This is a genomic window from Klebsiella variicola (assembly GCF_000828055.2).
Classification (GTDB): Bacteria; Pseudomonadota; Gammaproteobacteria; order Enterobacterales; family Enterobacteriaceae; genus Klebsiella; species Klebsiella variicola.
Genome location: NZ_CP010523.2, coordinates 4355571 through 4376910 on the forward strand (window position 1 = coordinate 4355571; position 21340 = coordinate 4376910).

A 21340-nucleotide genomic window follows, 5' to 3' on the forward strand; every position below is an offset into this window, starting at 1 on the left:
ATATTCGGGTGCGCGCTGAAATTGCCCGATGGCGCTTCGCTTGCGCGGGCCTGCGCAAACCGTTCAACCGGTTTATATGGTGGATTTTTCAGGCCGGGTAAGGCGCCAGTCGCCCCCCGGCAAAATGCGTTCACCGTACCAAAAACCGTGTTGTCATCAGCCTTATGCCTCTCCCAGCAGGTAATAAGAATATTGCATGAGTAAAAACGAAACGGACGTTGTAAGGTAAATCAGCGCATTAAAAATACCCGTCATACTTCAAGTTGCATGTGCGTTGGCTGCGTTCTCTCCCCCCAGTCACTGACTTCGGTAAGCGCCTGGGGACTCGCTCACTTGCCGCCTTCATGCGACTCGAATTATTTAGGGTATATATCTCGTTATCTATTCAACATAACAGCCAATAATTCGCCGGACACGCTGGCGAATTATTCCTCAATGTTATGCAGTCATTGATGGTTAAAGATAAATAATCGACCGACGGAGAAATACCAATGAAATCGTTTTCCGGGAAAGCGTCTTTAATGGCCACGCTGGTTGCCGCGCTGGTCGGCGCCAGCAGCGCGCAGGCAGCGGAAATTAAAATCGGGGTGGTATTACCCCTGAGCGGCGCCCTCAGCGGCTATGGCCAGCCGTCGCAGAAAGGGCTGGACATTATTCAGGCCATCACCCCGACGTTAAAAAATGGCGATACCATCAAGCTTATCGTTATCGATGATAAAAGCGACAAAGTCGAAGCGGCTAACGCCATGCAGCGCCTGGTCTCCAGCGATAAAGTGGATGCCGTGATCGGGGAAGTCACCTCCTCCAACACCCTGGCGATGACCAAGATCGCCGACGACAGCAAAACGCCGCTGGTCTCCTCCACCGCCACCAACGACCGCGTCACCCGTAACCATCCGTACGTCAGCCGGGTCTGTTTCTCGGACAGCTTCCAGGGGGTGGTCGGGGCCAATCTGGCCTCCCGCGATCTGAAAGCCAAAACCGCCGCCATCGTGTTTGACAGCAGCAACGACTACTCCGTCGGCCTGGCGAAAGCGTTCCGCACCCAGTTCCTGAAAAACGGCGGCACCATTCCCATCGAGGTACAGGCCCCGGGCGGCAGCAAGGACTTTAAAGCCCAGCTGGCGAGCGTCAAGGCGAAGAATGTCGACATGATTTACATGCCGATCTACTACACCGAAGGGGCGCTGATTGCCGTGCAGTCTAAACAACTGGGGCTCAACAAACCGGTGGTGGGCGGCGACGGTCTGGCCGCGGATCAGGTCTTCTTCGATGTCGGTAAAGACGCGGTCAACGGCTATATGACCACCGATTATTACTCGCCGAACGCCAAAGAGCAGACCCCGGCCGGGGAAACCTTCATCAAAGCCTGGGAAGCCAAATACCAGCAGCCGACCCATACCTGGGGCGCAATGGCGGCGGACGCCTATAACGTCATCGTCAACGCCATGAACCAGTGCAGCGATCCCCACGATCGGGTCTGCGTGAATGAAAAAATCCGCGCCACCAAAGATTTCCAGGGCGTGACCGGCACGCTGACGTTACAGAACGGCGATGCCATTCGCAGCGCGGTCATCAACGAAGTGAAAGATGGCAAGCTGGCGTTTCGTACCGTGGTTAACCCTTAAGTTGTGACGAGGCTACAAAATGGACGGCGCCATTTTTCTCCAGCAAGTGGTCAATGGAATGAGTCTTGGGGGCATGTACGCCCTGATTGCCATCGGTTATACGATGGTTTATGGCGTGCTACGGCTGATCAACTTCGCCCATGCGGACGTGATGATGGTCGGCGCGTTTAGTACGCTTTTTTTATTTTCTTCAGTTGGGCTACCCTTCGGGGTAGCCGTTTTCCTGACCCTCGGGCTGTGCGGCCTGTTTGGTATGCTGATTGACCGGGTCGCCTATCGTCCGCTGCGTCAGGCCTCGAAAATCTCCATGCTGATCACCGCCATCGGCGTCAGCTTCTTCCTCGAAAACCTGTTTAACGTGCTGTTCGGCGGCAGCTCACGCTTCTTCTCCGCCCCTGACTTTTTCAACCAGACCCGCGCCTTCGGCAGCGTCATCATTACCAACGTGGCGTGGATTGTGCCGCTGATCACCGTCCTGCTGCTGCTGGCGATCCTCTGGCTGCTGTACCGCACCCGTTATGGGATGGCGATCCGCGCGGTGGCCTTTGACGTCAACACCGTGCGCCTGATGGGCATTGACGCCAACCGGATCATCTCCCTGGTCTTCGCCCTCGGCAGTAGTCTCGCGGCCCTCGGCGGCGTGTTCTACTCCATCAGCTACCCCACTATCGATCCCCTGATGGGCGTGCTTATCGGCCTGAAGGCCTTCGCCGCCGCCGTGCTGGGCGGGATCGGCAGCGTCACCGGCGCGGTGCTGGGCGGCTTTATCCTCGGTTTTACCGAAGTGGTCGCCGTGGCGATCTTCCCCGAACTGGGCGGCTATAAAGACGCTTTCGCCTTCCTGTTCTTGATTCTGGTCCTCTTGTTCCGCCCGGTCGGCATTATGGGCGACGAACGTCTGGAAAGGAGCCGTTTCTGATGCTCAACGCGACGACGACCGCCGGGGCGCAGCTGCGCAACCTGGCCATTATTGTCATCTGTATCGCGCTGCTGGCCGGAATCAACGTGGTTTTCAATGACTACATTGTTCGTGTCATCAGCACCATTTTTATCTTTATGATCCTTGCGGTCAGCTACAACCTGATCAACGGCGTGACCGGCCAGCTGTCGCTGGAGCCGAACGGCTTCGTGGCGGTGGGCGCCTACGTCACCGCCCTGCTGATCCTCTCCAGCGACAGCAAGGTAGACATGTTTGAAATGGCCGCCCCCAGCCCGTGGATCCTCAGCCTGCACGCAGGCTTCCTCCCTGCCCTGCTGATAAGCGGCCTGTGCGCGGCGGCGCTGGCGGTGTGCCTCGCCGTGCCGGTCTTCCGGGTGCGTGGCGACTACCTGGCCATTGTCACCCTCGGCTTTGGGTTTATCATCAAGATCCTCGCTATTAACAATCCGCAAATCACCAACGGCGCCATCGGGCTGAACGATATTCCGCAGCAGCCGCATCTCCTGTTCTGGTGCGGGCTGTTCGCCCTGCTGGCCACCGGCATGATCCTTCAGCTGGTGTGGTCGAAGTATGGCCGGATGATGAAAGCCATTCGCGACGATGAAGATGCGGCGATCGCCATGGGGGTCAACACCTTCCGCATCAAAACCTGCGCCTTCGCCACCAGCGCCTTCTTCGAAGGGATCGGCGGTGGTCTGCTGGCTTCGCTGCTGACCACCATTTCCCCGGGGCTGTTCGACTTTATGCTCACCTTCCAGCTGCTGATTATTATCGTCCTCGGCGGACTCGGCAGCACCACCGGCGCCCTGCTCGGCACCGTACTGGTGGTCGGCAGCGGCGAATGGCTGCGCTTCCTCGACCAGCCGCTGCAGTTTTTCGGCCACGATCTTGGCGCCTATCCGGGCCTGCGAATGGTGGTTTTCTCCCTGCTGTTGCTGATCATCATGCTTTTCGCCCGCGAAGGGCTGTTGGGGAAAAAAGAGATTTGGCAGATGGGAAGAAGGAACAGCAGCTATGGCGGAAAATAACGTTATCCTGCAGGTGCAGGACGTCACCATGCAGTTTGGCGGCCTGCGGGCCATCGACAACGTCAGCTTCCATGTTGATGAAGCGGAGATCTTTGGCCTTATCGGCCCTAACGGTGCGGGCAAGACCACCCTGTTTAACGTCATCACCGCCAACTATAAACCCACCAGCGGCAACGTCACCCTGGCGGGTACGTCGCTGAAGGGGCTGAAGCCCAACCAGGTGGTGAACGCCGGGATCGCCCGTACCTTCCAGAATATCCGTCTGTTTAACTCCATGACGGTGCTGGAGAACGTGATGGTCGGGCTCGACCGCGCCAGCCGCTACTCGCTGCTGGAGGCAGCTCTGCATATTGGCCGCTACTTTCCGGCCGAGCGGGCGGCGAAGGCCAAAGCCATGGCCATCCTGGAGGACATCGGCATCGCCCACTTCGCGCATATGCAGGCCACAAATCTGAGCTATGGCAACCAGCGCAAAGTGGAGATCGCCCGCGCGCTGGCCACCGCGCCGAAGCTGCTGCTGCTCGATGAGCCGGCCGCCGGGATGAACCCGAAGGAAACCGAGGACCTGGCGGAGCTTATCTTCCGCATGCGACATGACTATCAGCTCAGCGTCCTGCTGATTGAGCACGATATGCCCTTCGTCAATCGCCTGTGCGAGCGGGTGATGGTGCTGGAGTATGGTAAGCCGCTGTTCAGCGGCCTGATGGCCGAGGCGATCCAGCATCCTGACGTCATTTCCGCTTATCTGGGAGAAGCCAATTATGCTTAACGCCCGGGAACTGAAGGTCTTTTACGGCGTGATCCAGGGGTTGAAAGGTGTTGATATCGACGTCTATGACCGGGAGATCGTCACCCTGATCGGCAGCAATGGCGCCGGTAAAACCTCCACCCTCAACGGGATCGTCAACCTGGTGCGCTCCAGCGGGCGCGTCAGCTTCCTCAACGACGATATCTCACGCAGCCAGACCCACCAGATTGTACGCCGCGGGCTGGCGCTGGTGCCGGAGGGACGTCGGGTCTTTACCAACCTGACTATCGAAGAGAACCTGCGCATGGGCGCTTACAATAATCTCGCCGGCTACACCCGCCTGCGCGATCGCATGTACGCCCTCTTTCCTCGGCTCAAGGAACGGCGCCATCAGATGGCGGGCACCATGAGCGGCGGCGAGCAGCAGATGCTGGCCATCGCCCGGGCGCTGATGAGCGAGCCGGTGTTATTGATGCTGGATGAACCGAGCCTCGGGCTGGCGCCGAAAATTGTCGGCGAGCTGTTCGGCATCATTAAGCAACTGCGCGAAGAGAATATGACGGTGCTGCTGGTGGAGCAGAATGCGACGGCAGCACTGGCTATCGCCGATCGGGCGTATGTCCTGGAGAATGGCCGGATCACCTTGTCAGGCGCGGCGCGGGAGATGCTGACTAACCCGGAAATTAAGCGGATGTATCTGGGGGGATAAGCGTGGTCAAAACTGCCTGGGCTGCGGCGGCGCATCCTGTGTTGCCGCAACCTCAGGCAGTCTCTTGCTACACAAAGCACACCTCGTTCCAGTAGGCTTCTCGCGTCCTGCGTCGCTCAGTATGTCTTATCATGACGGAACCACCGGGTTTCCACGTTGCCAATGTCCACGCCGTAGAGGCTGGCCACCGGCAGTATCGCCTCCATGACGCGCTGGGTATCCTGCTGTCCGGCTTCACCGTTGGACAAAAAAGCCAGCCAGCCCGTTAATCGTTGCCACAATGCCACTTTCATTTTCTCCTCTGTCGGGAAGCGAATCGCCTGGGTCTATTTCAACCACAGTTGGCCGGGCGCGGGAAATATTAATTCCGAATTTGCAATCCTGGCTGGCGCATATTACGCCCGCTCCTATCCCCTCACCCTAACCCTCTCCCTGAGGGAGAGGGAACCGCCCGGCAATCGTTACAGCCCCGGTATACACCGCGGGGCTAACGCCCATGCGCACGATGAACGGAAAATTACCCCTATCCCCTCTCCCTCTCTCCGGAGGGAGTGAGGGCCGCCCGGCAATCGTTGCCGCGCCGGTAAAACGCCAGCGGCGCATAAAGAATACCCACAGGTTTGTTAAGTTCTTTTTCGTTATAGATAAGAATTTTTTCTTCTTTGCCGCCGACGGGGAATTTGTGGGAGCGTGATGTCCACAAAACAAAACAGGGATTCAGGGGAAAAAACATGCGCAATAAAACCACAAAAATTGCACTGGCGCTGGGTATGCTGCTGCTCGCGTCTCAGGCACAGGCAGACCAGCTGGCTGACATCAAAGCCGCCGGCGTCGTGAAAGTCGCCACCTTCGACGCCAACCCGCCGTTCGGCTCCGTGGATGCCAAAACCCACCATATCGTCGGCTACGATGTCGACTTTGCCCAGGCGCTGGCGAAAGCGCTCGGCGTCAAACTCGAGCTGGTGGCCACCAACCCGGCCAACCGTATTCCGCTGCTGCAGTCCGGCAAAGCCGACCTGATCGTCGCCGACATTACCATCACCCCGGAGCGGGCCCAGGTTATTGATTTCTCAACGCCGTATTTCGTCACCGGCCAGCAGTTCCTCGTGCCTGCCGGCTCTCCGGATAAGCTTGATGAGTACAGCAAAGCGCGCATCGGCGCGGTGAAAGGCACCACCGGCGAACAGGCCCTGCACCAGCGTTTCCCGCAGGCTCGCGTCCTCTCCTATGACGATATTCCGCTGGCCCTGACCGCCCTGCGCAACGGCAACGTCCAGGCCATCACCCAGGACAGCACCATCCTCGCCGGTCTGCTGGCGGAAGCGCCGGATAAAGCCAAGTTTAAAATTCTGCCCGACCTGCTCAGCAAAGAAGAGATTGGCGTGGGCGTGAAGAAAGGCGAACCGGCCCTGTTGAAAGCCGTTAACGATGAGCTGGTGAAGCTGGAGAAAACCGGCGAAGCCGCGAAAATCTATGATGTCTGGTTTGGACCTGCCACTAAAACGCCGCAGCCGCGCGCCTTTACCATAGAAGCGAAATAATATGTTCTCGGGTTTACTCTCCCACTCCGCGGCCCCGGCCGCGGATTTTTCACGTCTGCAGCGCGCCAGCATTACGTTCCGTGATGTGGCCAAGCGCTACGGCGATCATCAGGTGCTAAACGCCATCAACCTGCAGGTCGAGCCCGGCGAAGTGGTGGCGATCCTCGGCCCTTCCGGTTCGGGAAAATCGACGCTGATCCGCTTGATCAACCAGCTCGAATCCTTAAGCGGCGGCGAGATCCTGATCGACGATAAACCGACCAGCCGGCTGAGCGGCAGCGCCTTGCGCCAGCTGCGCAGCCGCGTCGGCTTTGTCTTCCAGCAGTTCAACCTTTACGCCCACCTGACGGCGCAGGAGAACATCACGCTGGCGCTGGAGCGCGTTCACGGCTGGGGGAAAAGCGCGGCTCAGGAGCGGGCGCTGGCGCTGCTGCGCCAGGTCGGACTGGAAGAAAAAGCGCAGCAGATGCCGGCGCAGCTCTCCGGCGGCCAGCAGCAGCGAGTGGCGATCGCCCGCGCCCTGGCCTCCTCGCCGCAGATTATCCTGTTCGATGAGCCCACCTCGGCGCTCGACCCGGAGATGATCGGCGAAGTGCTGCAGGTGATGAAAACCCTCGCCCACAGCGGGATCACCATGCTGGTGGTGACCCATGAGATGCAGTTTGCCCGCGAAATTGCCGACCGGGTGGTGTTTATCGACGGCGGCGACATTCTCGAGGTCGCCCCGCCGGCTGAGTTTTTCGCCCATCCGCAGCATGCCCGCGCACGGCGTTTTCTGCAGAAGGTGCTGGATCCGCTGCACCAGGAGAGCCTCGAGTGACGCCGATGCTTGACTGGCACGGCGTCCTGAGCGGGCAGCCGTTGCAATGGATTATCTCTGGTTTTCTCACCACCGTCTGGGTCAGCGTCGCCGGGATCCTGCTCGCCACCCTGCTGGCGGTCCTGCTGCTGGCCCTGCGCCTCGGCGGCGGCCGCGCGGGGCGCGGACTGGTGGCCGCGTGGGTCTCGTTGTTTCGCAACACCCCGCTGCTGGTCCAGCTGCTGTTCTGGTACTTTGCCGCCTGGAACCTGCTGCCGCTGGCGGTGAAGGAGGTGGTGAACGACGAACACGCCTGGTCCATTTTGCCGGGTAACGTCTGGTGGCTGACACCGGAGTTCCTCTGCTCAATGTGGGGGCTGGGGGTCTTTACCTCCGCCTTTCTGGTGGAAGAGATCGCCTCCGGACTGCGCGCCGTCAGCCACGGGCAGCGGGAAGCCGCGCTGTCGCAGGGCTTTACGCCGTGGCAGGAGCTGCGCTTTATCCTCCTGCCGCAGGGGCTGGCCAACGCCTGGCAGCCGATTGTCGGCCAGTATCTTAACCTGATGAAACTCTCATCGCTGGCCAGCGGCATCGGCTTTGCGGAACTGACCTATCAGGTACGACAGATTGAGAGCTATAACGCGCACGCCCTGGAGGCGTTTGCCGTCGGTACCGCGCTGTACCTGGCGCTGGGGGTGGCGATGGGCGTGGCGCTAACGCGTCTCGGCCCGGGAAGAAAACTGCAACGGAGCGCCCAACATGAACGCTAATCTGGCGGTGATCGCCGATAACCTCGATTACCTGCTGTGGGGCCGACTGGCGGAGGGCCAGCCCGGCGGCGTGGCGCTGACCCTGCTGATGGCCATCGGCGCCACCCTGCTGGCGCTGCCGGGAGGCATTGCGCTGGCGGGCCTGGCCTGGCGCTACGGCGGGCTGGTGCGGCGTCTGCTGTTTCTGTGGGCGGAAATTATTCGCGGCATCCCGCTGATATTTGTCATCTTCTGGCTGTGGTATCTGCTGCCGATGCTGACCGGCGGCGATCTGCCCGGCGCGGTAACCGTGACCCTGGCGCTGGCGTGGTTTACCGCCGCCTCGGTGATGCACTCGGTGCTGGCCGGGCTGCAGTCGCTGCCGAAAGGACAGTATGAGGCGGCGCTGACCCAGGGGTTCGCCCCCGGGCAAACGCTGCGCCTGGTGCTGCTCCCGCAGGCGCTGCGCAATGTTCAGCCCTCGCTGGTGGGGATCTTTATCGGCCTGCTGAAAGACACGTCGCTGGCGTTTATCGTCAACGTCCCGGAGCTGACCACCGTGGCCGGCCAGGTCAACAACCGGGTGCAGATCTATCCCCTGGCGATCTTCGTCTTCACCGGCGCGGTGTACTACCTGCTGTGCTGCGGTCTGAGCCTGCTGGCCAGCCGGCGTTTTACCCGCCGCGCGACCGCCGGATAAGGCTCACTCCGCGGGACGGGGCTTCACCGGGCAGGTATCGCTGATCTTAATAAATTTGTCGTTATAAACCAGATAGTGGTTCCCCGGCTGGCGCAACGCCGGCTGGCGAACCACGTCGCCAGGACGCAGATACCACGCGTCCCCCTCCTCTTCGGTCGAATCGCATCCGGGTTTAATCAGCAGCTTGAACCAGGTATTGCCGGTGTTGCTCACCGTCCCGGCCACCTTATCGAAAGACCATTTAAACTGCACCTCGCGTGGGCGCACCACCAGAATGGTATCCATCACCACCACCGGCTCCATGCTGACCTCGCCGCCGGTCGGGCTGCGCCTCGTCAGGTTGCGGGTGGGGATTTCGCGAAACGAGACCCGATAGTAGCGCTCGCGGTTATCCCGCGGGCCATGATAGTAAAATTTAAAATACTCGCTCTCACCTGCCTGCAGCACCAGCTGGCGGGGGGCAAACAGCAGTTCGCCATCCACCGGCCGGGAGCGGACTTCGCTGCCGCCCGGGCGATCGATGGCGCTGACGGCGATGCGGTACAGCCGCGCGCTTTTATTGTTGTTGACCACCCGTTTGCTGGCGAAATCCGCTTCGGCCGGCAGGGAAAAGGTCAGGTTGCCGACCGAGATCGCCTGAGCCAGCGGCGCTGCCAGCAGGCAGCCCACCGTCAGCAGGGCCTTAGTTAATGTTGCGCCACGTCGCCTGGACATGAATCTCTCCTGAAGCGCTGACTTCGCCAAACCAGCCGTTATCGTCTACCGTCCGCAGCGAAATGGCGTTATCCATCGGAATCGAAAATTTCACCGTGGTCTTATCCATCTGCCCCACTTCGCCGGAGATATCGGTCCATGGCGTGGTCAGCCACAGCGCATCGGTCATATCCCGCCAGCTGTCATCGCACCCGGCATCGTAGGTCTGCGTCGTGCCGCTGCGGGTGATAAAAGAGAGCGTCGCCGGGAACGGCACTTTCGCCGTACCGTCATCAGAGCTGAAGAGACAGTAGGAACGCCCGCCAATCACCTGCGCCGGTCCGGTCACCTTGATCAGCACTTCATCGGCGGCCGTTTTACCGCTGGTGGTGACGATGTAGCCGAAATCGAGCGCCGGTTCGCCGCTGCCGACATATCCCTCGCGCGACGGCGCCGAGGTATATTCGTCGGAGATAATGCTGATGCTGAAATCACGGGGCTTGATAATCAGCGTGTTGGAGGTGGAAAACTCATACCAGCCTGACTCCGGCGAGGTGGTGTTCTGAAAGCGAAAGTTGAACAGATCCTTGGTGTTGATATCGCTGATCCCGAGATTCACCATCTGCTTAAAGAAGTTGCTGGAGAAGAAAACATAGATCGAGTCTGAGCTCTTCATCTCGTTGAAAGTGTAGTAATAAGCGGTATTGCTCACCGGCTTCCAGGAGCTGCCGTTGAGGCTGAACTGCATATCGTACGCCCCGACGGCCGAGGCCAGCGACGAGTTGGCGATCGCCGGGAAAATATGGATCGAGGTGTTGCTTAAGCCGTTGGTCTGCAAGGTATAGTTGACCATCTTACAGCTTAATCCTGCGCGGCTGCCGATGGTCTGCGTCTGGCAGTCGGCGTTCCCTTCTCCCAGGGTCGGCACGCCGTCGCTGTTGATAAACACCTCCGCCAGCGAGTGGGTATTAATCAACCGCAGGTTCGCGGCTTTGGTGTGGGTGACGTTGCGCACATACCAGTTACCGGAGGCCTGATCCTTACAGCGCGCACCGCTGCTGGCATCGTAGTTCACCGAGGTCTGACAGGCATTGATGGTCATCGTAAAGCTGCCGCCGACCGGCATCTGCTGCAAATATTGATAAAACGCGTCCGACATCATGCCGTGCATCCACTTCGCGCCGCCGCTGGTCACCGTCGCGCCATAAAACCCGCTGGCGTCGGTGGTTTGCGGCAGGATCAGGCTGGTGGCCATATCGCACCCGGCGTACCAGTTGATGCAGCGCAGGCCGGTTAAGGGGTGCGAAACCGGCGAGTTTTCCAGCCACATATCAAACTTCCAGTTGGCATTGAGCCCGGTGTTGTAGCCGTTATCGATATAACCGAGACTCTGCTGATAAATGGTGCCGGAGCCGGTGTATTTTAAGCCGGTCCAGCGGTTAGCGCCGGTCATACGCGGATCCAGCGCCCCGCCGGGGGTGACGAAAAAGTTGTCGTCGGAGTTGTTTTCAACAAACACAAACTCGCGCGCCGGCGCATCCGACCAGGTGGTCTTGGTCACCGCCGCCCTGAGCGCGGCTGCCGGCAAGAGCAGCGCGAGGATCGCCAGCGCCATCAGTGCATTAACTTTCATTCTCTTCTCCTGTCTGCTGCACCGCCGCCCACGACGAGAGGCCGCTGCAGACCACATCCCCGACCCAGACGGCGCCGCGCGCCTGGCTGAGCTCCAGCGCCACTTCGCAGGTTTTATTGCCGCCGTAGCTGAAATCGATAGTGGGGTATTTCTTATCCACGTCCATGACAAACTCGCCGTTTTCATCGGTCCGGGTACGGCCGATATGGTTGTTAATCCGCGCATTCGCCAGCAGCGTGCCGTCTTCTGCACGAATACGACCGGAGACGGTGACCATCTGCTTCACCTCTGGCTCAATCACTGCGACGTTGCCCGGATAAAGGGTCAGATGACTCTTACGCCCGCTGACGATGTCGTAGCTATCGAGCGAGTTTTTGCTGTTCTGCAGCTCCACCTCATAGCGGCCATAGGGAGAGAGCGGCAGGTAGTTACGCTTGCCGCTGAGCGGGAAAATCCGCCCGTTAACCCTGGCGCTAATCTGACCATCGTCCTCCAGCCCGGTGTTGAAGATCACTCCGGCGTTACCGTCAGTTCGTCCGCTGGCGGCGATGTTTTTGCCCTGCCAGCCGACGCTGCCGCTGGCGGTGAGGTTAGTGTTGACGTAGCCGTCCGCCGCACTGTTGACGTTCAGCGTGCCGCTGGCGTAGCGGGCGTCGAACTGGGCATACGCTCCGCCGCTGAGGGTTTTGTCATCCCCGGTATCGCCGGAGATGGCCCGCGACAGATTGGCGCCGATGGTGCGAATAGTGCCTTCATCAAACTGCTTGCGCGCTGAGAGGTTAGCCATGGTGTAGCCGTTCTGATGGGTCATCCCGGCGCTGAACCAGTTGCCCAGCGGCAGCGAGAGATCGAGAGCGATATATTTCCCGGTGTTGGCGCTGCTGTCGCCATTGTTATAGCGCTGGATCCCCGCCCGCAGGCCGAGCGATCCAAAGGCGCCGCTGTAGACCGTCTGATAGTAATCCGCAGTGTAGTAATGACTGTTGTAGCGGCGGTCATCGTTGTAGCTGACGCTGAACGTCCCCAGCTTCGACCACAGCGCGTTCAGGTTGAGGGTGCCGCCGATCGCCCGGTTGTCGGCATCGCTGCGCCGCAATTGATCGCCAATGCGGGTTCTCTCCTGGTTGACCCACACTGAACTGAAGCCTCCCGGCAGCGTAGCGCTGATGCTGCCGACGCTGCTCCAGGAACTGTCGCTGGCCAGCATATTCTGCAGGTTAACGTTGATCGACTCGCCCAGCGGCAGCGTCAGGCGGGTTTCCCCCACCGCCTGGTTGTCGTAGCCATAGCCCGTTGCCGCCCAGCTCAGGGTGCTGAGCGACCCGGAGGTCGAGAGGCCTGCCAGCCAGCTCTCTTTTGCCGGCCGGGTCTTTTTGCCGCTTTCCGACCAGCGATCCATATGGAAACTGCCGCCCCATACCTGCCACGCCAGCGGCGCGCCGATGCCGCGTCCCCGGCTGAACAGCTTATTGACCCGCTGGGTGCGTTTGCTGACCACCCGACCATTAACGATCACCTCCACTTCCACGTCGTAAATACCGTACGGCAGGCCGCGGGTATCCACTTCATGGTTGCCCATGGCGAAGTTCTGGACGCTCAGCAACCGGCCGTCACGGGTGAGATGCACCTCGCCCGCCGCCGGTAAAAAGGCAATCACCGGCGTGGCCGACTGACTGTTGTCGAAGACGGTGGAGCTGGCCTGATTCCCCCAGGAAAGGCCGTAAATCTTGCCGGCCGAAATAGCGGTCATCGGTCCCAGGGACTGCAGGTTCCAGGTGTCGAGCATCCCGCCGGCAAAGCGGTGGCCGGCGAAATCGCGCTCATACATGGCCTTATATAATTCACTGTCCTGCTGACCGCTGCCGATCCCGTACAGCGAGCCGTCGAGCACCACGTGATGCTCCCGCAGCGCGGTGACGTTGTTCAGCGACAGGTAGCTGGAGGTGTTGCTCCCGCCATTGCGCATCTGGTTGTTATAGACGCCGAGGTTATAGCTCAGGTTGCTGCTGAGGGTGTTCACGCTGGACTGACCGATATCTTCGCTGCGCGAGCGCAGCACGGTGCCCAGCGCCTCGCGTTTGACCACCAGCTGCAGCAGCAGCTGGCGCAGGCTGAGATCCAGCTGCGCGCTGTCGGTCAGGGGAATGGTGAGTGCCTCGCTGAACGGGGCGTTGGCCAGGCCGATCAGCTGCTGTCGGGTCTGTTGGCTGACGCTGGCGTTCCCCTCGCTCTCCTCCAGTTGGATCTGCCGGACACGCAGCTGGCCGTCGTCCAGCCAGATAAAGGCGCTGCCGATCCGCTGATCGTCACGGGTGTCCTGGCTGCCGGCAAGATGAATATAGAGCGGGACGCTCATACCGTCCTGCAGCGCCCGGCTGAAGGCCTGCGGAATAATCACCCCGCCAATCTGCTGGGCACGTACGGCAGCAGCGCTGGCGTCGGGCTGAACGAACAAAAAGATCATGCCGAAGGCAAGCTGCGTTTTCAGTCCTGGGGAAATCCGTCGTAGAGGCATCGTCGTTATCCATCTGCACAACTATCTATTTCACGGGAACAAACTGCTCACCCTGCCAAAGCGCAACCCGTCCTTTTTTATTCGCCGTGTCCACCTGCGTAAAACGGCGCGATTTACCCGGCATCAGGTAGTAATTCTCTTTACACTCCTTACCGTCGGCGGCCTTCAGGCAAGGGCCGTAGGCGAGGATCCGCAGCGTCGCATTCCCGGTGTTGGTCAGAGAGCCGTTGGCGTACTGAAAGCGGTAATTCACTTGCCGGGGCGCCACCACCAGAATGGTGCCGATGCGGGCGGACGCCGTCGCTACCGCGCTGCGGTTGGCGTTATCGCGCTGGGCATCGCTGAGTGCCTGATCGAACCAGACAATACGGTAGTAGCGCTCTTTGTCATCCGCCGGGCCTTTGTAGAAGAAACGGATGACATCGCTGGCCTGGGCGGGTAGCAGCAGGCTGGCGGGGGTAAGCAGCACCTCATCCGGTTTATCCATCGGGATAACCTGCCCACCATCCAGCGGGGAAGAGAGCCGTTCGAGATGGATATTGATCAGTCGACCGCTGTCTGTGCTGTTCTTGATTGTTTTGCTCAGCGTGCTGCTGCCGCTGTTCATAAAAGATGAGATATCGCCGACATCCAGCGCCTGCGCCGGCGACACCCCGACAAGCAGCAGCCCGAGAGCCAGAAGGTGCTTTTTCATAACAATTCCGTCCGTGAAAAAAGCAGGGGGAGCCCCCCCTGCTGGTGCATCAGAAGGATCAGCTGGTCCAGGTGGCGTCGAACTGGACGCTGACGTCGCCGCTCCAGATCCCTTCCGGCAGGGTGCTGTAATCGGTCACTGCGGTGGTGCCGTTGGTGGTGCCGCTGATGATGGAGAAAGTGAAACCATCCTGCGCGGTGGTACGGCCGCTGGCGTTGTAGCCATTAGCCAGCGCGCTGAGGTTGCCGCCCAGCACGCCGTTAGCGGTATCGATCATCACGGTATCTGCCGTTTTTTCGACCGCGGCGCCGTTATAATCCACACCCACGCTCAGCGTGGAGCCGGAAGTGTCCAGCTGGGTTAAGGTGTTGGTGATAAGGCGCGAGGTCAGCTTAAAGGCGGTCGCCGTTGCGTCACCCTCAATCGCCACGTCAAACAGACCTTTCTGCGAGTTAAAGCCTTTAATGCCTTCGGCGTACTGGAATGCCAGGCTGCCGAGCGGGGTCACAACCAGCTTGCTGGTGGTGTCTTTTTTAGCGGTCGCCGACCAGGTCGCAACAGCCTGAGCCGTTACGTCAGCAGCCTGCGCCACACCCATACCGGTAAACGCTGTTACCAGAGCTATTGCCAGAACCTTTTTTTTCATCGCTTTTTCATCCTGAGTTGAATTAAGGACATGATGTCCCGGTGAACCATTTAAAAAACAATATTGCCTGGGTGTTACTGAACTAACTTATATATTTTGGAATACAGTTTGGCCTCAGCATTGCGCCGATGGGTATATACTGTCTTCACGCTACAATTTTCAATTCTGGCGATCGATTTCGGCTGCATGCCCTGAGCGGTCATGCGGATTATTTTCATTTCCCGGTCAGTAATTTTATCTTTCTTAATATCTTTGCGGAGAAATCTGCCATTAATTACGTAGGCCAGTTCTTTTCTAATATCGCGACTCAGGCCAACATATACCACGCCGCGAATATTGCTATTGTAATACCAGTAATTTGCTAAGGCTTCTGATTTCCTGGCCGCAATCAATACGACCTGTTTCCCCTTTACCGCGGATAGCCATTCGCTATCGCGCCTGATAAATTCATTTAAAGAAGCCGTGTTGAGATTGATAAACACAAAATCCTTTCTAATCTTCTCCTGCGACAGATAAATTAATTCATCGATATCCAGAATGAGTTCGGATAGTCCTTTATAGAAGTAGGAGTCATGGGCAGACCAAATGTACTTATCGGAACAGCATTTATATTCCATATAGTTTTTAACCTCATAGTCCTTGAAGTAATCATTTTTACAACTTCACTGTTTGCCAGGCCTACAAAGTTAACTGGCGTATTCGCTTCCTTTAATAAATCGCCATTAAATAAGACACGCATTACTTATCAATATTTGATAAGCCGGGTTTAATTTTAATTATTTCTGCATGGCGTTGAATTTAAGTTTTTTCCTATGGAGTGTCAACACGCGGACAGGCAATCAATTTCGTGCCTGGGTCAATATTTACAAAAACTGAAAATATCGGATTTTTGAGGAGTGGAAAAAGACATTTATTTTCATGAGGTTATTGGCAATATTACCCTCAATTCTTACTTGTGCTTTATATTACCCAGGATCTTCGCCCTATTATGTTAGGAATATTCTTAATGAGGAGCAGGCTGGAATTGTCAAATAAACCAAATTAACAACAAAATAAAGAATATAAATCTGAATATAAGCAATAACCAGGATGATTTACCAATTCATAAGTCACATGAATAGATTAACCTGCCGCACAAAATAGTTATGCATATGTTAATTCTGCGGAATGATGAATGCTAAACAAAGGTAGAAGCATTATCTATTCGATTAAACAGACCTCATTAGCAAGATAAAACGAGTTTTGCCGATAGGTGCCTGCCGTCACGGCTGCGCCTGCCTTCGCGCCCCCCGAAAGCATAGCCGCTTTTCAAGGCTTCGCCAGCGGTCAGCAAGCCGCGCGGTCGGCCTGTCATCCCCGCCTTTTCCCGCCTGTTCACGCTTTGTTCGCAATACCGTCATCGAAATTTCATATAAAGACCTATTAATAGTGCCCAGTTAATGACGAACCTGGACACTCTTATGAACAGCTCTCTTGCCGCGGTGGCCGAAACTGATTTCCAGCCGTTCACCGATCTCGATGCCGGCCTGCAGCGGAAGGTCTTAAGCGTGCGTAACCTGACGAAAGCCTATCATGCTCAGCACAAGGTGCTGGACGGCATCAGCTTTGACCTGCACGCCGGTGAAATGGTCGGGGTCATTGGCCGCTCCGGCGCCGGTAAATCGACGCTCCTGCATGTCCTTAATGGTACGCACAGCGCCAGCGGCGGTGAAATTCTTAGCTATCCGGAAGTCGGTATGCCACACGATGTCTCAAAGCTGAAAGGCCGCTCACTCAACGCCTGGCGCAGTCAGTGCGGGATGATCTTTCAGGACTTCTGCCTGGTACCGCGCCTCGACGTGCTCACCAACGTCCTGCTTGGCCGCCTCAGCCAGACTTCAACCCTGAAGTCGCTGTTTAAAATTTTCCCCGCCGCCGACCGGGCGCGCGCCATTGCGCTGCTCGAATGGATGAACATGCTGCCGCACGCGCTGCAGCGGGCGGAGAATCTCTCCGGGGGACAGATGCAGCGGGTGGCAATCTGCCGGGCACTGATGCAAAACCCCGGCATTTTGCTGGCCGACGAACCTGTCGCCTCGCTGGATCCGAAAAACACCCAGCGCATCATGGATGTGCTGCGCGAGATTAGCGAGCAGGGCATCAGCGTGATGGTAAACCTGCATTCGGTAGAGCTGGTGAAGACCTACTGCACCCGGGTTATCGGCGTCGCCAGCGGCCAGCTTATTTTTGACGATCACCCCTCCCGGCTGACGCAGGATGTGCTGCAGCAGCTGTACGGCGATGAAGTTAGCCAATTGCATTAATTTCACTCACACGGGCAACATAATGAAAAAATATATGACTGGCGCAGTTCGTTTATCCGCAGTGGTCGCGGGCATGATGGCATGGCAGGCGGCGGCAGCGCAGCCGAAAGAGCTGAATCTGGGCATTCTCGGCGGGCAGAACGCCACCCAGCAAATCGGTGATAACCAGTGTGTGAAGACCTTCCTCGATAAAGAGCTGAACGTGGATACCAAACTGCGTAACTCTTCCGACTATTCCGGGGTGATCCAGGGTCTGCTGGGGGGCAAAGTCGACGTGGTGCTGAGCATGTCCCCCTCCTCTTACGCTTCGGTTTATATCAATAACCCGAAAGCCGTGGATATCGTCGGCATCGCCGTGGACGATAAAGATCAGTCCCGCGGCTATCACTCCGTGGTGATCGTCAAAGCCGACTCCCCGTACAAAACGCTGGACGATTTAAAAGGCAAAGCCTTCGGCTTCGCCGATCCGGATTCCACTTCCGGGTATCTGATCCCTAACCATGCGTTTAAAGAAAAATTTGGCGGAAACGCCGACAACAAATACAACAATACCTTCTCCAGCGTCACCTTCTCCGGCGGCCACGAGCAGGACATTCTCGGCGTGCTGAACGGCCAGTTCGCGGGCGCGGTCACCTGGACCTCGATGGTCGGCGATTACAACACCGGCTACACCACCGGCGCGTTCAACCGTCTGATTCGCATGGATCATCCGGATCTGATGAAGCAGATCCGCATTATCTGGCAATCACCGCTGATCCCGAACGGCCCGATCCTGGTAAGCAATGCGCTGCCGGCGGACTTTAAGGCGAAAGTCGTGGCGGCGGTGAAAAAACTGGACACCGAGGATCACGCCTGCTTTATCAAAGCGATGGGCGGTACCCAGCACATCGGTCCGGGCAGCGTGGCTGACTTCCAGCAGATTATCGACATGAAACGCGAGCTGGTGAGCGCGCGTTAATCCTGCCTCAACGCCGCCTGCTTGCCCACAGGGTGAGCGGCGGCGCTACGTTGAAGATCCCCGACGCATGAAGACGACCCACACCGAATTTGAACGCTATTACCAGCAGGTACGCTCGCGGCAAAAGCGCGATACCGTCTGCTGGTCGTTACTCCTGCTGGCGCTCTATTTTGCCGCCGGCAGCGCCGCAGAATTTAATCTGCTGACCATCTGGCACTCGCTGCCCCACTTCTTTGACTATATGGCAGAGACCATTCCGCCTCTGAGTGCCGGTAACCTGTTCGCCGATGTGCAGACCAAAGGCTCGCTGGCCTGGTGGGGCTATCGCCTGCCGATCCAGCTGCCGCTCATCTGGGAAACCCTGCAGCTGGCGCTGGCCTCGACGCTGGTGGCAGTCGCCATTGCCACCATCTTCGCGTTCCTCGCCGCCAACAACGCCTGGACCCCGGCGCCGGTACGCTTTGCCATTCGGGTACTGGTGGCGTTTTTGCGCACCATGCCCGAGCTGGCGTGGGCGGTGATCTTTGTTATGGCGTTCGGCATCGGCGCGATCCCGGGCTTTCTGGCGCTGATGCTGCACACCGTCGGCAGCCTGACCAAACTGTTCTACGAGGCGGTGGAGAGCGCGCAAAACAAACCGGTACGCGGCCTGGCGGCCTGCGGCGCGTCGCCGCTGCAGAAAATCCGCTTCGCCCTGTGGCCGCAAGTGAAACCGCTGTTTCTCTCCTACGGCTTTATGCGGCTTGAAATCAACTTCCGTTCGTCGACGATTCTCGGGCTGGTGGGCGCGGGCGGTATCGGCCAGGAGCTGATGACCAATATCAAGCTCGACCGCTACGATCAGGTGAGCATCACCCTGCTGCTGATCATTCTGGTGGTGTCGGCGCTGGACATGCTGTCCGGTCGTCTGCGCCTGTGGGTACTGGAGGGTAAGAAATGAGCGTCTGGCACATGCAACCGGATATCGCCGCCAGCCGGCGGCAGCATAAACAGCTCTATCAGGTTCAGGGGCGCTACCTGCGCTACGTCGGGCTGGTGGCGCTGGCCTGCGTGCTCTATTACGTCTGGTTTTTTCTGCAGTTTGGCATCAGCGGCGAGCAGCTGACCACCGGTCTGCAGCAGATTGGCCGCTACCTGGCGCGGATGTTCGTCTGGCACGACTTCTGGAACTGGCCGTTCGGCTATTACTTCACGCAAATCGGCATCACCCTGGCTATCGTCTTCGCCGGGACGCTGACCGCCACGGTGCTGGCGCTGCTGCTCTCCTTCTTTGCCGCCCGCAACATCATGCGCGGCGTGGTGCTGGGGACCCTTGCCCTGCTGATGCGCCGCCTGTTTGATGTGCTGCGCGGGATCGACATGGCTATCTGGGGGTTGATTTTCGTGCGCGCGGTCGGCCTCGGGCCGCTGGCTGGGGTGCTGGCGATCATCATGCAGGACACCGGTCTGCTGGGACGGCTGTACGCGGAAGGACACGAAGCCGTGGACCGCTCGCCCGGGCGCGGGCTGACCGCCGTGGGCGCGAACGGCCTGCAAAAGCATCGCTTTGGCATTTTTACCCAGTCGTTCCCAACCTTCCTCGCCCTGAGCCTGTATCAGATTGAATCCAACACCCGCTCCGCGGCGGTGCTGGGCTTCGTCGGCGCCGGGGGTATCGGGCTTATCTATGCCGAGAACATGCGCCTGTGGAACTGGGATGTGGTGATGTTTATCACCCTGCTGCTGGTGGCGGTGGTGATGATCATGGACACCCTTTCCGCCTGGCTGCGCCGTCGCTATATCGGCGGCGCCGCGGTGCCGCTGTATCAGGGCGGACGCTAGCACACCTTTGCGCCGGATGGCGGCTTCGCCTTATCCGGCCTACTCGTCCAGGACTGGCTGTTGACTCACCGCCGGGCCTGGGGCAACTGAAACTGCCGGTACTGGCGGCCTCAACATCGCTGAGACGTTCCCGGAAGGCCGGGGCAGCCCGCATGGATGCGGGCTGAGGGCCGTGTTTTGCAGGGATGCTGCCTCGGCCCGACCCGAAGCCTGCAGGGATAAGTCGAAGGCACCACGCAGTGGCGATGTTGCTGGCCGGAGCCCGGGGGTACAGGGGGCGGCGGCGACTGGCCGCCCCCTGTGCGCTCCCTGCGCCATGAGTGACATAGTGCAGAAAAAATATTGGGAGCGCTATCTGTCCGGAAATAACATAGAAGTTGTAGCCCTGCCAGGCGCAGTATGCACAGGGAAATTTACGCTTGTACCGTTATTCCGCCGGGTGGCGGCTGCGCCTTACCCGGCCAGGGGTTCGTGCGCCCTGCCGTTAATTTATTCACCGTTGTTGCTATTCCAGCCGCCAGCTCAGCACCGGCCAGCCATATCCGGCACCCGCCGCCTGCAGCTGCGGACAGGGATTGACCAGCCGCACGCGATCCGCATGCAGGCACAGCGGCAGATCGTTAATGGAATCGGTATAGAAAGTCACCTCGCCGTCATACTGCGGATGCGCCTCGCGCCACTGCGCCAGACGCGCCACCTTCCCCTGCTGATAGCTAGGGATCCCGGCAATGACCCCGCTGTAGCCGCCGTCGACCATCTCCACGTCAATGCCCAGCGCCTGATCAATCTCCAGCGCGGCAGCCACCGCCTGCACCAGCAGGCTAACCGAGGCGGAGATAATCAGCATCTGCTCCCCCTCGGCCCGCAGACGACGAATGAGCTCCCACGCCTGCGGATAGACCCGGGGCAGGATCGCCTCGCGCACGCAGCGGGCCACCAGCGCATCAACGTCCGACTTCGGTATTCCGGCCAGCGGCGCCTGGATCAGGGCCACATAATCGGCGATATTCATCTCTCCCCGGTCATAATCCGCCATTAGCCGCGCCTCGCGGGCAAGATACCCCTTCTGCGTTGCCAGCCCTTCGCGAACCATAAACTGGCTCCAGACCGTACTGCTATCGCCCTGTATCAGGGTGTTATCGAGATCAAAAATCGTCAGCGTGTTGCCCATGGTACTTTCCCTTACTGGTCAAAATAAGCTGCCGGGAGCATGCGTAAAAAAGATGACAGGAAAA

Annotated in this window: 22 protein-coding genes; 13 read left to right on the forward strand and 9 right to left on the reverse strand. The window is 58.7% G+C overall.

Annotated elements, in window-relative coordinates; translation table 11 throughout:
- Positions 1-385: 385 nt before the first annotated feature.
- Entirely contained in the window at positions 386-529 is a 144-nt protein-coding gene (locus tag SP68_RS28590; protein WP_046620417.1) for a hypothetical protein, read from the reverse strand.
- Here SP68_RS28590 and SP68_RS20430 point away from each other — a divergent pair.
- The 5 genes from SP68_RS20430 to SP68_RS20450 are packed head-to-tail and all read left to right on the forward strand — an operon-like array spanning position 522 to position 5053.
- Positions 522-1628, forward strand: coding sequence for an ABC transporter substrate-binding protein (locus tag SP68_RS20430; protein WP_004147267.1), 1107 nt, complete (start codon positions 522-524; stop codon positions 1626-1628). The genes SP68_RS28590 and SP68_RS20430 overlap by 8 nt on opposite strands.
- 19 nt (positions 1629-1647) lie before the next feature.
- Entirely contained in the window at positions 1648-2547 is a 900-nt protein-coding gene (locus SP68_RS20435) for a branched-chain amino acid ABC transporter permease (protein WP_002890128.1), read from the forward strand.
- Positions 2547-3596 (forward strand): branched-chain amino acid ABC transporter permease, encoded by a 1050-nt coding sequence (locus SP68_RS20440; RefSeq protein WP_008805324.1) that lies wholly within the window; start codon positions 2547-2549, stop codon positions 3594-3596. The genes SP68_RS20435 and SP68_RS20440 overlap by 1 nt, the downstream gene beginning before the upstream one ends.
- Positions 3583-4365 carry an ABC transporter ATP-binding protein gene (locus tag SP68_RS20445; RefSeq protein WP_008805323.1) on the forward strand — a complete coding sequence of 261 codons (783 nt, stop codon included), beginning with the start codon at positions 3583-3585 and terminating at the stop codon, positions 4363-4365. The genes SP68_RS20440 and SP68_RS20445 overlap by 14 nt, the downstream gene beginning before the upstream one ends.
- A complete protein-coding gene (locus tag SP68_RS20450) occupies positions 4358-5053 on the forward strand; it encodes an ABC transporter ATP-binding protein (protein ID WP_004204908.1) in 696 nt (231 codons plus the stop codon). Before SP68_RS20445 ends, SP68_RS20450 begins: the two co-directional genes overlap by 8 nt.
- Positions 5054-5169: 116 nt before the next feature.
- Here the strand turns inward: SP68_RS20450 and SP68_RS27535 are convergent, their stop codons facing one another.
- Positions 5170-5346 (reverse strand): hypothetical protein, encoded by a 177-nt coding sequence (locus tag SP68_RS27535; RefSeq protein ID WP_012542732.1) that lies wholly within the window; start codon positions 5344-5346, stop codon positions 5170-5172.
- 438 nt (positions 5347-5784) lie between these two features.
- Between SP68_RS27535 and SP68_RS20460 the strand changes: the two genes are divergently transcribed.
- Genes SP68_RS20460 through SP68_RS20475 form a run of 4 tightly spaced genes read left to right on the forward strand, consistent with a single transcriptional unit; the run spans position 5785 to position 8842 of the window.
- Complete coding sequence (locus tag SP68_RS20460) at positions 5785-6594, forward strand: ABC transporter substrate-binding protein (protein WP_002890106.1); 810 nt, start codon at positions 5785-5787, stop codon at positions 6592-6594.
- A 1-nt stretch (position 6595) separates the two neighbouring features.
- Entirely contained in the window at positions 6596-7414 is an 819-nt protein-coding gene (locus SP68_RS20465; protein ID WP_008805322.1) for an amino acid ABC transporter ATP-binding protein, read from the forward strand.
- Positions 7411-8163 carry an amino acid ABC transporter permease gene (locus SP68_RS20470; protein ID WP_012968860.1) on the forward strand — a complete coding sequence of 251 codons (753 nt, stop codon included), beginning with the start codon at positions 7411-7413 and terminating at the stop codon, positions 8161-8163. Before SP68_RS20465 ends, SP68_RS20470 begins: the two co-directional genes overlap by 4 nt.
- A complete protein-coding gene (locus tag SP68_RS20475) occupies positions 8153-8842 on the forward strand; it encodes an amino acid ABC transporter permease (RefSeq protein ID WP_008805320.1) in 690 nt (229 codons plus the stop codon). Before SP68_RS20470 ends, SP68_RS20475 begins: the two co-directional genes overlap by 11 nt.
- Before the next feature lie 3 nt (positions 8843-8845).
- Here SP68_RS20475 and SP68_RS20480 read toward each other — a convergent pair whose 3' ends face one another.
- The 6 genes from SP68_RS20480 to ecpR all read right to left on the reverse strand — a co-directional run bounded on the left by SP68_RS20480 (position 8846) and on the right by ecpR (position 15640).
- Positions 8846-9556, reverse strand: coding sequence for a fimbrial biogenesis chaperone (locus SP68_RS20480; protein ID WP_032732575.1), 711 nt, complete (start codon positions 9554-9556; stop codon positions 8846-8848).
- Complete coding sequence (gene ecpD / locus SP68_RS20485) at positions 9525-11168, reverse strand: fimbrial adhesin EcpD (RefSeq protein WP_008805318.1); 1644 nt, start codon at positions 11166-11168, stop codon at positions 9525-9527. Before ecpD ends, SP68_RS20480 begins: the two co-directional genes overlap by 32 nt.
- A complete protein-coding gene (gene ecpC, locus SP68_RS20490) occupies positions 11158-13683 on the reverse strand; it encodes a fimbrial usher EcpC (protein WP_012542736.1) in 2526 nt (841 codons plus the stop codon). The genes ecpD and ecpC overlap by 11 nt, the downstream gene beginning before the upstream one ends.
- 25 nt (positions 13684-13708) lie before the next feature.
- Positions 13709-14377 carry a fimbrial chaperone EcpB gene (locus SP68_RS20495; RefSeq protein WP_008805316.1) on the reverse strand — a complete coding sequence of 223 codons (669 nt, stop codon included), beginning with the start codon at positions 14375-14377 and terminating at the stop codon, positions 13709-13711.
- 58 nt (positions 14378-14435) lie between these two features.
- The gene (gene ecpA, locus SP68_RS20500) at positions 14436-15023 is read right to left on the reverse strand and encodes a common pilus major fimbrillin subunit EcpA (RefSeq protein WP_012542737.1); all 588 of its coding nucleotides are present in this window, start codon (positions 15021-15023) and stop codon (positions 14436-14438) included.
- A 74-nt stretch (positions 15024-15097) separates the two neighbouring features.
- Positions 15098-15640 (reverse strand): ECP biosynthesis operon DNA-binding transcriptional regulator EcpR, encoded by a 543-nt coding sequence (ecpR, locus tag SP68_RS20505; RefSeq protein WP_008805314.1) that lies wholly within the window; start codon positions 15638-15640, stop codon positions 15098-15100.
- 843 nt (positions 15641-16483) lie between these two features.
- Here ecpR and phnC point away from each other — a divergent pair.
- The 4 genes from phnC to phnE (SP68_RS20525) all read left to right on the forward strand — a co-directional run bounded on the left by phnC (position 16484) and on the right by phnE (SP68_RS20525) (position 20105).
- Positions 16484-17326 (forward strand): phosphonate ABC transporter ATP-binding protein, encoded by an 843-nt coding sequence (gene phnC, locus SP68_RS20510; protein WP_040973090.1) that lies wholly within the window; start codon positions 16484-16486, stop codon positions 17324-17326.
- Positions 17327-17348: 22 nt separating this feature from the next.
- Entirely contained in the window at positions 17349-18284 is a 936-nt protein-coding gene (gene phnD, locus SP68_RS20515) for a phosphonate ABC transporter substrate-binding protein (RefSeq protein WP_040973088.1), read from the forward strand.
- Positions 18285-18351: 67 nt separating this feature from the next.
- Positions 18352-19224 carry a phosphonate ABC transporter, permease protein PhnE gene (gene phnE, locus SP68_RS20520; RefSeq protein ID WP_012968864.1) on the forward strand — a complete coding sequence of 291 codons (873 nt, stop codon included), beginning with the start codon at positions 18352-18354 and terminating at the stop codon, positions 19222-19224.
- Positions 19221-20105: a phosphonate ABC transporter, permease protein PhnE gene (phnE, locus tag SP68_RS20525; protein WP_012968865.1), complete on the forward strand. Its 885-nt coding sequence runs from the start codon at positions 19221-19223 to the stop codon at positions 20103-20105. Before phnE (SP68_RS20520) ends, phnE (SP68_RS20525) begins: the two co-directional genes overlap by 4 nt.
- Before the next feature lie 505 nt (positions 20106-20610).
- On the opposite strand, the gene SP68_RS20530 is transcribed toward phnE (SP68_RS20525), so the two are convergent.
- Positions 20611-21276 (reverse strand): HAD family hydrolase, encoded by a 666-nt coding sequence (locus SP68_RS20530; protein WP_012542740.1) that lies wholly within the window; start codon positions 21274-21276, stop codon positions 20611-20613.
- Between the last annotated feature and the right edge of the window lie 64 nt (positions 21277-21340).

Excerpts from the sequence above, each read along its gene's own strand:
- SP68_RS20435 (WP_002890128.1), top strand. The coding sequence starts at position 1,648 with ATGGACGGCGCCATTTTTCTCCAGCAAGTGGTCAATGGAATGAGTCTT.
- SP68_RS20475 (WP_008805320.1), top strand. The coding sequence starts at position 8,153 with ATGAACGCTAATCTGGCGGTGATCGCCGATAACCTCGATTACCTGCTG.
- phnD (WP_040973088.1), top strand. The coding sequence starts at position 17,349 with ATGAAAAAATATATGACTGGCGCAGTTCGTTTATCCGCAGTGGTCGCG.
- SP68_RS20480 (WP_032732575.1), bottom strand. The coding sequence starts at position 9,556 with ATGTCCAGGCGACGTGGCGCAACATTAACTAAGGCCCTGCTGACGGTG.
- SP68_RS20460 (WP_002890106.1), top strand. The coding sequence starts at position 5,785 with ATGCGCAATAAAACCACAAAAATTGCACTGGCGCTGGGTATGCTGCTG.
- SP68_RS20465 (WP_008805322.1), top strand. The coding sequence starts at position 6,596 with ATGTTCTCGGGTTTACTCTCCCACTCCGCGGCCCCGGCCGCGGATTTT.
- ecpA (WP_012542737.1), bottom strand. The coding sequence starts at position 15,023 with ATGAAAAAAAAGGTTCTGGCAATAGCTCTGGTAACAGCGTTTACCGGT.
- SP68_RS20495 (WP_008805316.1), bottom strand. The coding sequence starts at position 14,377 with ATGAAAAAGCACCTTCTGGCTCTCGGGCTGCTGCTTGTCGGGGTGTCG.
- SP68_RS20445 (WP_008805323.1), top strand. The coding sequence starts at position 3,583 with ATGGCGGAAAATAACGTTATCCTGCAGGTGCAGGACGTCACCATGCAG.
- phnE (WP_012968864.1), top strand. The coding sequence starts at position 18,352 with ATGAAGACGACCCACACCGAATTTGAACGCTATTACCAGCAGGTACGC.
- SP68_RS20530 (WP_012542740.1), bottom strand. The coding sequence starts at position 21,276 with ATGGGCAACACGCTGACGATTTTTGATCTCGATAACACCCTGATACAG.
- phnE (WP_012968865.1), top strand. The coding sequence starts at position 19,221 with ATGAGCGTCTGGCACATGCAACCGGATATCGCCGCCAGCCGGCGGCAG.
- phnC (WP_040973090.1), top strand. The coding sequence starts at position 16,484 with ATGAACAGCTCTCTTGCCGCGGTGGCCGAAACTGATTTCCAGCCGTTC.
- ecpC (WP_012542736.1), bottom strand. The coding sequence starts at position 13,683 with ATGCCTCTACGACGGATTTCCCCAGGACTGAAAACGCAGCTTGCCTTC.
- SP68_RS20440 (WP_008805324.1), top strand. The coding sequence starts at position 2,547 with ATGCTCAACGCGACGACGACCGCCGGGGCGCAGCTGCGCAACCTGGCC.
- SP68_RS27535 (WP_012542732.1), bottom strand. The coding sequence starts at position 5,346 with ATGAAAGTGGCATTGTGGCAACGATTAACGGGCTGGCTGGCTTTTTTG.
- SP68_RS20450 (WP_004204908.1), top strand. The coding sequence starts at position 4,358 with ATGCTTAACGCCCGGGAACTGAAGGTCTTTTACGGCGTGATCCAGGGG.
- ecpR (WP_008805314.1), bottom strand. The coding sequence starts at position 15,640 with ATGGAATATAAATGCTGTTCCGATAAGTACATTTGGTCTGCCCATGAC.
- SP68_RS20430 (WP_004147267.1), top strand. The coding sequence starts at position 522 with ATGGCCACGCTGGTTGCCGCGCTGGTCGGCGCCAGCAGCGCGCAGGCA.
- ecpD (WP_008805318.1), bottom strand. The coding sequence starts at position 11,168 with ATGAAAGTTAATGCACTGATGGCGCTGGCGATCCTCGCGCTGCTCTTG.